Source organism: Streptomyces sp. NPDC088766, assembly GCF_044750845.1.
GTDB lineage: Bacteria > Actinomycetota > Actinomycetes > Streptomycetales > Streptomycetaceae > Streptomyces.
Genome location: NZ_JBIVKQ010000007.1, coordinates 125,661 through 137,720 on the forward strand (window position 1 = coordinate 125,661; position 12,060 = coordinate 137,720).

The 12,060-nt window shown below is 72.7% G+C and carries 8 protein-coding genes; 5 read left to right on the forward strand and 3 right to left on the reverse strand.

The genetic code is table 11. From position 1 onward, the window contains the following. Nucleotides 1-128: 128 nt before the first annotated feature. The gene (locus ACIP5W_RS12375; RefSeq protein WP_401470770.1) at nt 129-506 is read right to left on the reverse strand and encodes a hypothetical protein; all 378 of its coding nucleotides are present in this window, start codon (nt 504-506) and stop codon (nt 129-131) included. 91 nt (nt 507-597) lie between these two features. On the opposite strand from ACIP5W_RS12375, the gene ACIP5W_RS12380 reads away from it, so the two are divergent. The 4 genes from ACIP5W_RS12380 (at nt 598) to ACIP5W_RS12395 (ending at nt 7,678) form a co-directional block, all read left to right on the forward strand. After that, the gene (locus ACIP5W_RS12380) at nt 598-1,476 is read left to right on the forward strand and encodes a serine hydrolase (RefSeq protein ID WP_401470773.1); all 879 of its coding nucleotides are present in this window, start codon (nt 598-600) and stop codon (nt 1,474-1,476) included. A 378-nt stretch (nt 1,477-1,854) separates the two neighbouring features. Continuing rightward, nucleotides 1,855-5,625: an ABC transporter ATP-binding protein gene (locus tag ACIP5W_RS12385; protein WP_401470776.1), complete on the forward strand. Its 3,771-nt coding sequence runs from the start codon at nt 1,855-1,857 to the stop codon at nt 5,623-5,625. 97 nt (nt 5,626-5,722) lie between these two features. Next, nucleotides 5,723-6,112: a hypothetical protein gene (locus tag ACIP5W_RS12390; RefSeq protein WP_401470779.1), complete on the forward strand. Its 390-nt coding sequence runs from the start codon at nt 5,723-5,725 to the stop codon at nt 6,110-6,112. Between the two features lie 144 nt (nt 6,113-6,256). Continuing rightward, nucleotides 6,257-7,678, forward strand: a complete 1,422-nt coding sequence (locus ACIP5W_RS12395; RefSeq protein WP_401470782.1) for a S28 family serine protease — start codon at nt 6,257-6,259, stop codon at nt 7,676-7,678. A gap of 101 nt (nt 7,679-7,779) precedes the next feature. Here ACIP5W_RS12395 and ACIP5W_RS12400 read toward each other — a convergent pair whose 3' ends face one another. Both ACIP5W_RS12400 and ACIP5W_RS12405 read right to left on the reverse strand, forming a co-directional pair. Continuing rightward, nucleotides 7,780-9,594 carry a glycoside hydrolase family 3 protein gene (locus ACIP5W_RS12400; protein WP_401470785.1) on the reverse strand — a complete coding sequence of 605 codons (1,815 nt, stop codon included), beginning with the start codon at nt 9,592-9,594 and terminating at the stop codon, nt 7,780-7,782. 454 nt (nt 9,595-10,048) lie between these two features. After that, entirely contained in the window at nt 10,049-10,969 is a 921-nt protein-coding gene (locus ACIP5W_RS12405; RefSeq protein ID WP_401470788.1) for a LysR family transcriptional regulator, read from the reverse strand. Between the two features lie 89 nt (nt 10,970-11,058). Between ACIP5W_RS12405 and ACIP5W_RS12410 the strand changes: the two genes are divergently transcribed. Further along, nucleotides 11,059-12,012, forward strand: coding sequence for an EamA family transporter (locus tag ACIP5W_RS12410; RefSeq protein WP_401470791.1), 954 nt, complete (start codon nt 11,059-11,061; stop codon nt 12,010-12,012). Nucleotides 12,013-12,060 lie beyond the last annotated feature (48 nt).

Sequence of the window (12,060 nt, forward strand, 5' to 3'; positions counted from 1 at the left end):
CCGTGCAGAGCGCCGATGGGAGGGGGCTGTGCCCAGCCTGGTCGCAGCCTGTGAACCGGCGGAGGGGGCGGGCGGGGGAGCGGGTCCGCTGGGCGGCACCCGACCGGGGTGCCGCCGGAAGGCGCCGGTCAGTCGGCCACGTCACCCACAAGCGCCCCGAACTTCTCTTTGTAGTGCTCGAGTTGCTTGCTGTGGCCGGCGATGAAGGCGTTCTCCTCACCCGGCTCCATCGTGTTGCCGGGCAGGTTCGACGGAAGGAGGTCCGGCAGGTCGCGGAACACCTCGGCCGCCGCCGCCCACCGGTCTCCGCCGTGGCCCCTCGCGCACGAGAGGTTCTTCATCACGGACCCCAGGCCTTCGGCCAGGAGGTGGGCGGGGACCTTCTTCCTGCGGAACGCACTCTCCTCGGGAGCCTTGGTCTCGGGCGTGGCGAGGCGGCGCAGCACCCACAGGGCGGCGCCCAACTGTCCAGCCCTGAAGTGCCTGTTCGGTGTCTCGGTCGGCATGCCTCATGCCTACCCACTGCTCCGGTGCGCGACGAATCCGGTTCTCGGAACACGCGTACAACTATCGGTCGTGTGTGCGAGTCACCTCGGCATGACTCTCCGCAGACCCAGACGAGCCAGACCCGGACGAACCGGACGCACGAGAGGACTGGTCGCCGCCACCCTCGGCGCCGGCATCCTCCTCACCGGCGTGGCCGCCGCCACCCCCGCCGCGGCCGCCGCCCCGGCGGTCGGCTGCACGTCGGCCAAGACCGGCCTCGCCGCCAAGCTGAAGAAGGACATCACCGCGGCGCTCGCCACCCGCAAGGGCACGGTCGCCGTCGGTCTCTACGACCGCAGCACCAACACCACCTGCACCCTGCGCGCCTCCACCGCCTTCGACTCGGCCAGCGTCGTCAAGGTCACCGTCCTGTCCGCGCTGCTGTGGGACGCGCAGAAGCACGACAGGGCGCTGACCAGCCGGGAGAAGACCCTCGCCACGGCGATGATCACCAAGTCGGACAACGCCTCCACCTCCACCCTGTGGAAGCAGCTCGGCCTGACGAGGATCAGGGCCTTCCTCGCGGCCGCCAAGATGACGCAGACCAAGCCGGGCGCCAACAACTACTGGGGCCTGACCCAGATCACCGTCACCGACGAGCAGAAGCTGCTCAAGCTCCTCACGGCCAGGAACACCGTCCTCACCGACACTTCGCGCGCCTACGTCAACAAGCTGATGGCGCAGGTCGTCCCGTCGCAGCGCTGGGGCACCCCCTACGGGCGGCCCGCCGGGGTCAGCTGGCACGTCAAGAACGGCTGGCTGTCGCGTGCCACCAACGGCTGGCGGGTGCACAGCGTCGGCACCTTCAAGGGCGGCGGCCACGACTACACCATCACCGTCCTCACCCACGGCAACAGCACGATGAGCTACGGCATCACCACCATCCAGGGTGTCGCCAAGGTCATCCACCGGGACCTCGCCGCCTCCTGACCGGCTTCCTGACCGGCTTCCCGGCAGGGTTTCCGAGCGGTTCTCCGACCGCTGTCGATGTCCGCCGCCGCGGCGACACGTCCTGCCGTATCGGCGTGACCTGCCGTATCGGCGCGTTCTGTCGCGTCGGCATGACCTGCCGCGGCGGCGCGTCCCGCCGCAGTGGGGTGACCGTCCCTGCCGCCGCGGCCCCCCCCGCCGCCGCGGCCGTCCGCCCCGGTGCCGCCCCGGTGCCACCCCGGCGTCGCAACGGTGCCGCACCGGTGCCGCGCCCGGAAACCGCCGGAACCCGCGGAGCGGATTGTTGCGGAGGGATGAAATCCGCTTCCCGTCACGTTGGTGCCTTCTGGAAGATCAGGTCTGACGGAAGGCACCGGCGTGGCTGCGCAACGGGGATGGGCACGACGACTGGCGGGCTATGCGTGGCGCCATCCGGCGGACGTGGTCCTCGCCCTCGGTTCCTCCCTCGGCGGCATGGCCGTCATGGCGCTGGTCCCGCTGATCACCAAGGTGATCATCGACGACGTGATCGTCGGCCACAGCCGTGACATGGCGCCCTGGGCGGGCGCCCTGATCGGCGCGGCCGTGATCGTCTACGCCCTCACCTACGTCCGCCGCTACTACGGCGGCCGGCTCGCCCTGGACGTCCAGCACGACCTGCGGACCGAGATGTACGCGACGATCACCCGGCTCGACGGCCGCCGGCAGGACGAGCTGTCCACCGGCCAGGTCGTCGGCCGGGCGACCAGCGACCTCCAGCTCATCCAGGGCCTGCTCTTCATGCTCCCGATGACCATCGGGAACGTCCTGCTGTTCCTGATCTCCCTGGGGATCATGGCCTGGCTGTCGCCGCCGCTCACCCTGGTCGCGCTGGCCGTGGCCCCCGCCCTGTGGGTGATCGCCAGACGCAGCCGCAGCCGGCTGCACCCGGCCACCTGGTACGCGCAGGCGCAGGCCGCCGCCGTCGCGGGAGTGGTCGACGGCGCCGTCAGCGGCGTCCGGGTGGTGAAGGGCTTCGGGCAGGAGGAGCAGGAGACCGGCAAGCTGCGCGAGGTCGGCCGCCGGCTCTACGCCGGCCGGCTGCGCACGATCCGCTTCAACGCGCGGTACACCCCGGCCCTGCAGTCCGTCCCCGCGCTCGGCCAGGTCGCGATGCTCGCGCTGGGCGGCTGGCTCGCCGTGCACGGGCACATCACCCTCGGCACCTTCGTCGCCTTCTCCACCTACCTGGCGCAGCTCGTCGGCCCGGTCCGCATGCTCGCCGTGGTCCTCACCGTCGCCCAGCAGGCCCGCGCGGGCACCGAGCGCGTCCTGGAGCTGATCGACACCGAGCCGTCCATCAAGGACGGCACCAAGGAACTGCCCGCCGACGCGCCCGCGACCGTCGAGTTCGACGACGTGTCCTTCGGCTACGCCGACGACCGCCCGGTCCTGGACGGGCTCAGCTTCGAGATCCGCGCCGGCGAGACCCTCGCCGTGGTCGGCTCCTCCGGCTCCGGGAAGTCCACGGTCTCCCTGCTGCTGCCCCGCTTCTACGACGTCACCCGCGGCGCCGTCCTCGTCGGCGGCCACGACGTGCGCGAGCTGACCCAGGACTCGCTGCGGGCCGCGATCGGCCTGGTGCCGGAGGACTCCTTCCTGTTCTCCGACACGGTCCGCAACAACATCGCGTACGGCCGTCCCGACGCCACCGACGAGGAGATCGAGGCCGCCGCCCGCGCCGCCCAGGCCGACCGGTTCATCGCCGAGCTGCCCGAGGGCTACGCCACCAAGGTCGGCGAGCACGGTCTCACCCTCTCCGGCGGCCAGCGCCAGCGTGTCGCGCTCGCCCGCGCGATCCTCACCGACCCGCGGCTGCTCGTCCTCGACGACGCCACCTCGGCGGTGGACGCGCGCGTGGAGCACGAGATCCACGAGGCCCTGAAGCAGGTCATGCAGGGCCGTACGACCCTCCTCATCGCGCACCGCCGCTCCACTCTCAACCTCGCCGACCGCATCGCCGTCCTCGACGCCGGCCGGCTCGCCGACCTCGGCACCCACGAGGAGCTCCAGGAGCGCTCGGCCCTCTACCGCCGCCTGCTCACGGACCCGGACGAGCTGGGCGGGGTCTCGCCCGGCCACACCCGCCCCGCCGAGCCCGGCGAGGACATGTCGGTGAGGGACGAGCTGGACGCCGAGTTCGACGCCGAGCGCGGGGTCACCCCACGGCTGTGGACGGGCGACCGCGAGCGCAAGGACACCGCGCTCGCCGGTACGCCCGCCACGCCCGAGCTGCTCGCACAGGTGGAGGCGCTGCCCCCGGCGACGGACGTCCCGGACGTCGACGAGGCCCGCGCGGTCGCCTCCGAGGACTCCTACGGCCTGCGCCGGCTCCTGCGGGGCTTCGGGCTGCCGCTGCTGATCAGCCTCGGCCTGGTCGCCGTGGACGCCGGCACGGGCCTGCTGCTGCCGGTGATGATCCGGCACGGCATCGACGACGGCGTCACCCGGATGGCCGTGGGCGCCGTCTGGACCGCCTCCCTGCTCGCGCTGCTCGCCGTGCTCGCCCAGTGGGTCGCGCAGACCGCCGAGATCCGGATGACCGGCCGCACCGGCGAACGCGTCCTGTACGCCCTGCGCCTGAAGATCTTCGCCCAGCTCCAGCGGCTCGGCCTCGACTACTACGAGCGCGAGCTGACCGGCCGGATCATGACGAGGATGACGACGGACGTCGACGCGCTGTCGACGTTCCTGCAGACCGGTCTGGTCACCGCGTTCGTCTCGGTCGTCACCTTCTTCGGCATCATGGTGGCCCTGCTGGTGCTCGACGTGCAGCTGGCGCTGGTCGTCTTCGCCACCCTGCCGCCGCTGGTCGTCGCCACCTTCTTCTTCCGCCGGGCCAGCGTGAAGGCGTACGAACTCGCCCGTGAGCGGGTGTCGGCGGTCAACGCCGACCTCCAGGAGTCGGTCGCCGGACTGCGGATCGTGCAGGCCTTCCGGCGCGAGCGGGACGGCGGGGCGCGGTTCGCGGAGCGCAGCGACGGCTACCGCCTGGCCCGCATCCGCGGCCAGTGGCTGATCTCGGTCTACTTCCCCTTCGTCCAGCTGCTGTCCTCGGCCGCCGCCGCGGCCGTCCTGATCGTGGGCGCGCACCGGGTGGACGCGGCGACGCTGACGACCGGCGCGCTGGTGGCGTACCTGCTCTACATCGACCTGTTCTTCGCGCCCGTCCAGCAGCTCTCCCAGGTCTTCGACGGCTACCAGCAGGCCACGGTCTCGCTGGGCCGCATCCAGGAACTCCTCCAGGAGCCCACCTCCACGAAGACCGCCGAGGAGCCCCTCGCCGTCGACTCGCTGCGCGGCGAGATCACCTTCGAGGACGTGCACTTCACCTACGGCGAGAACGAGGAGGCCCTGACCGGCATCGCGTTGAGCGTCCCCGCCGGCCAGACCGTCGCGTTCGTCGGCGAGACCGGCGCCGGCAAGTCGACCCTGGTGAAGCTGGTCGCCCGGTTCTACGACCCCACGAGCGGCCGGGTGCTGGTCGACGGCACGGACCTGCGCACCCTGGACCTCACCTCGTACCGCCACCGGCTGGGTGTCGTCCCGCAGGAGGCGTACCTCTTCCCCGGGACCGTCCGCGACGCCATCGCCTACGGCCGCCCCGACGCCACCGACGCCGAGGTGGAGGCGGCGGCGCGGGCGGTCGGCGCGCACGAGATGATCGCCACCCTGGACGGCGGCTACCTCCACGAGGTCGCCGAGCGCGGCCGCAACCTCTCCGCCGGGCAGCGGCAGCTGATCGCGCTGGCCCGCGCCGAGCTGGTCGACCCGGACGTCCTGCTCCTCGACGAGGCGACGGCCGCCCTGGACCTGGCCACGGAGGCCCAGGTCAACCAGGCCACCGACCGCGTCGCGGGCCGCCGCACGGCCCGCCCGTCGCCCGACCACCACCCCTCGACGAGCGCTCACGCGCGCACCACCTTGATCGTCGCCCACCGGCTGACCACGGCGGCCCGCGCGGACCGGGTCGTCGTCATGGACCACGGCCGGGTCGCCGAGGACGGCACGCACGAGGAACTGCTCGCGCGCGGCGGGCGGTACGCCGAGCTGTGGCGGGCGTTCGTCGGCGCGGCCGAGCCGGAGGAGCCGGTCGGCGCGTCCCGCTGACGGTCGCGCAACCATCCGGCACGCGCCCTGCGTCCGTACACCCGTACGGCCGTGCGTACGTTCATGCGTACGGCAGACGTGGGAGGGGCCGACGACCGTGGACAGTGGTGCGATACGCCGACGGCTGGGGGCGGGGCTGGCCGTGCTGACCGCGTCCCTGCTGTTCGCGGTGGCGGCGCCGGGCAGCGCCCAGGCCGCGCCCGCCGCCTGCGCGGGCCGCCAGGTGCGGATGCTGCCGTTCTCCACCGGCTCCGTCCTCGTCTACAAGAACGGCGGCCGGGTCTGCGCCGTGACCGTGCAGAAGCACCCCGGCACGAAGCGGGCGGTGTCGGTCGGCGTGCAGGCGCGCGGCCATGTGACCGTGCGCAAGTCGCGCAAGCACGCCCGCAGTTCACCGCCGGTGGAGGTCTACGCCGGACACCGCTGCGTACGGGTGTCGGGCTCGGTGGGCAGCGCGACGTACACCTCCGGCTGGATCCTGTGCTGACCCGCCCCGGCACCGGCTGACCGGCGCCTTCCTGCCGTCACATCCCGGCCGATATGCGTACCACTTGCCAATCCCCTCTGGTGTGACGGGTGTTGCTCCGATAGCTTCCGGCGCACATCTGTCTCACAGGGAGGGTGCACGCGCATGCGCAAGGCGCTCAGATGGCTGCTGGCGTTCACCGTGCTCATCGGCACGCTGACCACGGCCGGGGCAGCTACCGCTGCCGAGCCGGAAGCGGACATCAAAGACCGGCTCCTCTCCGTACCCGGCATGAGCCTGGTCCAGGAGAAGCCGTACCCCGGCTACCGCTACTTCGTCCTGAACTACACCCAGCCGGTGGACCACCGGCACCCCTCCAAGGGCACCTTCCAGCAGCGGATCACCGTGCTGCACAAGGACGTCAGCCGCCCGACGGTCTTCTACACCGGCGGCTACGGCGTCTCCACCAACCCCAGCCGCCGCGAGCCCACCCAGATCGTGGACGGCAACCAGGTCTCCATGGAGTACCGCTTCTTCACCCCCTCCCGCCCCGACCCCGCCGACTGGTCCAAGCTGGACATCTGGCAGGCCGCGAGCGACCAGCACCGCATCTTCCGGGCGCTGAAGGCGGTCTACCCGCAGAACTGGATCTCCACGGGCGGCTCCAAGGGCGGCATGACGGCCACCTACTACGAGCGCTTCTACCCGCGTGACATGGACGGCGTCGTCGCGTACGTCGCCCCCAACGACGTGGTGAACGACGAGGACTCCGCCTACGACCGCTTCTTCGCGACCGTCGGCACCAAGGAGTGCCGCGACCGCCTGAACGCCGTGCAGCGCGAGGCCCTGGTGCGCCGCGAGGCGCTGGAGAAGAAGTACGAGGCCTACGCCGCCGAGAACGGCTACACCTTCACCACCATCGGCAGCCTGGACCGCGCCTACGAGGCCGTCGTCCTCGACTACGTCTGGGGCTTCTGGCAGTACAGCCTGCTGCCCGACTGCGACACGATCCCCGCCGACGCGAAGAACGCCACCGACGACGAGATCTGGACCTCGATCGACACGATCTCCGGCTTCTCCTTCTACACCGACCAGGGCCTGTCGCCCTACACCCCGTACTACTACCAGGCGGGCACCCAACTCGGCGCGCCCACCATCCACTTCCCGCACATCGAGAAGAAGTACGTCCGCTACGGCTACCAGCCCCCGCGCAACTTCGTCCCCCGGGACATCTCCATGAGGTTCCAGCCGTGGGCGATGCGTGACGTCGACACGTGGGTGAAGCACAACGCCCGCCACATGCTGTTCGTCTACGGCCAGAACGACCCGTGGGGCGCCGAGCGGTTCCGCCTCGGCAAGGGCGCGAAGGACTCCTACGTCCTCACCGCACCCGGCCTGAACCACGGCGCGAACGTGGCCGGCCTCGTCGCCGACGAGAAGGCCCTCGCCACCGCCCGCATCCTGGACTGGGCGGGCGTCGCCCCGGCCGCCGTCCAGGAGAACGCCGCCGCGGCCAGGCCGCTGGCCAAGTTCGACGCCAAGCTGGACGTACGGGACGTGGAGCGCGAGCCGGCGCTGCGCCCGTAGGCCCCGCTCGGCCCGACGTTCGACCCGGCCACGACGGCCGGCCGGCTTCCCCGCCGGCCGGCCGTCGTGCCGTTTCATCCCTTTTCGTCCCGTGGGCCGTGTCAGTGGGTGAGGCCGTGTCCGATCGGGTACAGCACCCGCGTCGGGTCGTCCGCGCGCAGCACCGGCACCGGCAGCCGACCCTGCGGCTCCAGCGCTCCCGCGATCACCCGTGCGGCGGCCCGCAGTTCGACGTCGGTCCACGAGTAGGACGCCAAGTACGCCTTCACGGAAGGCAGCTGGGCCACGTCGTACGGATTGCGGACCGCCACCGCGACCACCGGGCGCCCGGTGGCCAGAAGCTGCTCGACGAGCGTCTTCTGCGTGCTCGTCGCGGTGACGTTGTACGTCGCCACCACCACCGCGTCCGCCTCGCCCGCCGCCGTCACCGCACGCGCGATCGTCGCCGCGGACGGGGCCGTGCCCGTGGACAGCGCCGTCGCCGTGAACCCCCGTTCGGTGAGGGCGGCGGCGAGGACCCCGGTGGGCGGTCCCGTGGTGCCCGAGGGGGACGCCGGGTCGGCGCCCACGACCAGCAGCCGCCGGTGCGTGCGCGGCGACAGCGGCAGCACGGGACCCTCGTTGACCAGCAGGGTCGTCGTCCGCCCGGCGATCCGGTCGGCCGTCGCGAGGTGTGCCTTCGTGCCCACCGTCCGCTCCACCCGGTCCCGGTCGACGTACGGGTCGGTGAGCAGGCCGAGGCGGTCCTTCAGCCGCAGGATCCGCAGGACCGACTCCTCCAGCCGCGCCTCCGTCAGTTCCCCGTCCCGCACGGCCCGCAGCACGGCGTTCCAGGCGACGTCCAGCTCCGGCGGGTTGAGGAGCTGGTCGACGCCCGCCTTCAGCGCGAGCACCGGCACCCGGTCGTCCCCGTACTTCGTCCGCACGCCCGCCATGTCGAGCGCGTCGGTGACCACGACCCCGTCGTAGCCGAGGTGTTCGCGCAGCAGGCCGGTCACAACGGGCCGCGAGAGGGTGGCGGGGTCGCCCGAGTCGTCCAGGGCCGGGACCAGGATGTGGGCGGTCATGATCGAGTCGACGCCGGCCGCGATCGCCGCCCGGAACGGCACCGCGTCCAGCGCCTCCCACACCTCGCGCGTGTGCGTGATGACGGGGAAGCCGTAGTGGCTGTCGACGGCGGTGTCGCCGTGCCCGGGGAAGTGCTTGGCGGTCGCCGCCACCCCGGCCGCCCGGTAGCCGCGGATCTCCGCCGCGGCCAGCTCCGCCACCGCCTCCGGGTCCGCGCCGAACGAGCGGACGCCGATGACCGGGTTGGCCGGATCGACGTTCACGTCGGCGACGGGGGAGTAGTCCTGCCGGACGCCCATCGCCCGCAGCTCGGCGCCCGCGACACGGCCCAGGGTGCGGGCGTCGGACCGCGACCCTCCGGCGCCGATCGCCATCGCGCCCGGGAACAGGGTGGCCGGCCTGCCCACGCGCGCGACGATGCCGTGTTCCTGGTCCGTGGAGATCAGCACCGGCAGCCCGCGCGGCAGGCCGAGGGACGCCCGCTGGATGCCGTTGGACAGGTCCGCGATCCGGAGCGGGTCGCGGGTGTTGTGCGCCCACGTGAAGTAGATGATCCCGCCCACGCGGTAACGGGCGATCAGCTCGGCGGCGGTGCGCACACCGAGTTCGGCGAGGTTGGCGTCGGCGTCGGCCGGGTCGGGGTCGGTCGCCGAGTGGCCGTACACCCGTGTGACGAAGACCTGGCCGACCTTCTCCTCCAGCGACATGCGGGAGATCAGCGCGCGCAGGCGGCGGTCGGTGTGGGCGTGCGCGGTGTCGGCGTGCGCGGTGCCGCCGAGGGGGAGTGCGGTGGCGAGTGCGGTGGTGAGGCCGGCACCGGCGGCCAGGACGGTACGTCTGGAGGGCACGTGCGCTCCTTCCGGAGGCGATCCGGGGATGGTCCTGCGGTCCTGCGGTCCTGCGGTCCTGCGGTCCTGCAGTCCTGTGGTGCTGTGGTCCAGTGATCCGCTGAAGGAAACTTCCGTCGCGCCAGCAGTAACCGGGAAGTTTCCGCCAGTCAAGGGAACGCGCACGGTGCCGACGGAGGGGCCGCCATCGGCGCAACGGAGGGAGCGCGCCGATGACGGCTGCTGCCGGCCTCGGCGCGGCGGAGGGGGGCGGCGATCGCGACCGGCGGCGGGGCCGGCACCGCACCGAGGTGACCCGTCCGGCAGCCGGAGTTCGGACGAGCCGGGGGCGAGAGAGGTTCCCCTCCCACGTCCGGCGGGCGGAAGCGGTGTCGGGCGGGGCGGGCGCCGGCCGCCGGCAGCCGTGTGCGTGGTTCCCCGCCCCTGGACGGGGCGTCCTGAGGGCGTCTCCGGTTCAGGTCCCCCGGTGGACCGCCGCCACCCCCGGCCAGTGGTCCCCCAGCGCCCGTACCGTCTCCGCGATCGCCGGGCGGCGGGCCGCGCCGGTGCGCCACAGGGCGTACAGGCGGCGTACCGGCACCGGGTCCAGGGGGACCTCGACCACGCCCGGTGGCAGGGTGCCGCGGCCGAGACGTGGGATGAGGGCCACGCCCAGCCCGGCGGCCACCAGGGCGACCAGAGTCGGGTTCTCCTCGGCCTGGTGGACGATGTCCGGCTCGTGCCCGGCCGCGCGCAGGGTACGGACCAGCCAGTCGTGGCAGACCCGGCCCGGCGGCTGGCAGATCCACCGCTCGCCGCCCAGCTCCTCGCGCCGTACGCCCGTCCGCCCCGCCAGGGGATGGCCCGCGGGGACCAGCAGGTCGCACAGGTCGTCGCCGATCACCGCCTGCTCGACGCCCGCGGGGGCGGGCAGCGGGGCGATGTCCCAGTCGTGCGCGACGGCGAGGTCGACGGCGCCCTTGGCGACGAGGTCCACCGACAGATGCGGGTCGACCTCGGTGAGACGGGCGTCCAGGGCCGGGTGCCGACGGGCGAGGTCGGCGAGGACCGGGGGCATCAGGCCGCGGGCCGCCGACGCGAAGGCGGCCACGCTCAGCCGGCCCGCCGGCACCCCCCGGCGTTCCTCCAGCTCGGTCTCCGCCCGCTCCACGATCGCCAGCAACTCGCTTGCTACATGCACGAGTTGATGGGCGTCGTCGGTGAGCCGGACGCCCCGGCCCTCGCGTTCGAGGAGGACCGTCCTGGTCTCCCGTTCCAGCTTGGCGATCTGCTGGGAGACGGCCGACGGGGTGTAGCCGAGCGCGGTGGCGGCGGCCCCGACGGTGCCGTGGACCGCGACCGCGTGCAGGGCGCGCAGCCGCTGGAGATCGAGCACCGGCCCCTCCCTTTCATCAGTTCTGCTACATCCGACCGTGCAGCAATCATCGCTGGTGCTTCACGGTCGGGTCGGGTGATCCTCGACGCATGCGTCCAGCCCACCTCCTCCTCGCCGTTCTCGTCGCCGCCGTCTGGGGGGTGAACTTCACCGTCATCGAGATCGGCCTCGGCCACTTCCCGCCCTTGCTCTTCTCGGCCCTGCGCTTCCTGGTCGCGGCCCTGCCCGCGGTGTTCCTCGTGGGCCGCCCGAAGGTGGCGTGGAAGTGGATCGTGGCGGTGGGACTGGTGCTGGGGGCGGCCAAGTTCGGGCTCCTCTTCGTCGGCATGGACGCGGGAATGCCGGCCGGACTGTCCTCCCTGGTCCTCCAGATCCAGTCGGTGTTCACGGCGGGCATCGCCTTCGCGTTCCTCGGCGAACGCCCCACCCCCGTCCGCCTGCTGGGCATGGCGGTGGCCCTCGCGGGCATCGGCGTGGCCGCGGCGGACGAGGGCGCCTCGGGCCCCCTCGGCGCGTTCGCGCTGGTCGTCGCGGCGGCGGCCTGCTGGGGCGCCTCGAACGTCCTCACCCGCAAGGCGTCCCCGCCGGACGCGCTGAACTTCATGGTCTGGGTCAGCACGGTCCCGGTCCTGCCGCTCCTGGCCCTCTCCCTCCTGACCGAGGGCCCCTCCGGCGACCTGGCCGCACTGCGGGCCCTGGACTGGCGGGGCGCCGGCACGATCGTCTACGTCGCCTGGATCGCGACGGTGTTCGGCTTCGGCGCCTGGGGCTGGCTGCTCCACCGCCACCCGGCGTCCACGGTGGCCCCCTTCTCGCTCCTCGTCCCGGTCTTCGGCATGACCTCGGCGGCCGTCTTCCTGAACGAACCCGTCAGCGGCCTGCGCTGGTGCGCGGCGGCCCTCCTGGTGGGCGGAGTGGCCCTGACCTCCCTGACCCCGCCGGCCAAGAACACCGAGCCCCGGCAACGGACGGACGAAACCCCGCTCACCACACCCACCCGGGGGCACCGGGCGCGGGCGATGGATGAAACCCCGCTCGCGTAACCCCCAGGGGCGCGGGGAACTGCGCGCCCAGCCCCCGCCCACCGAATG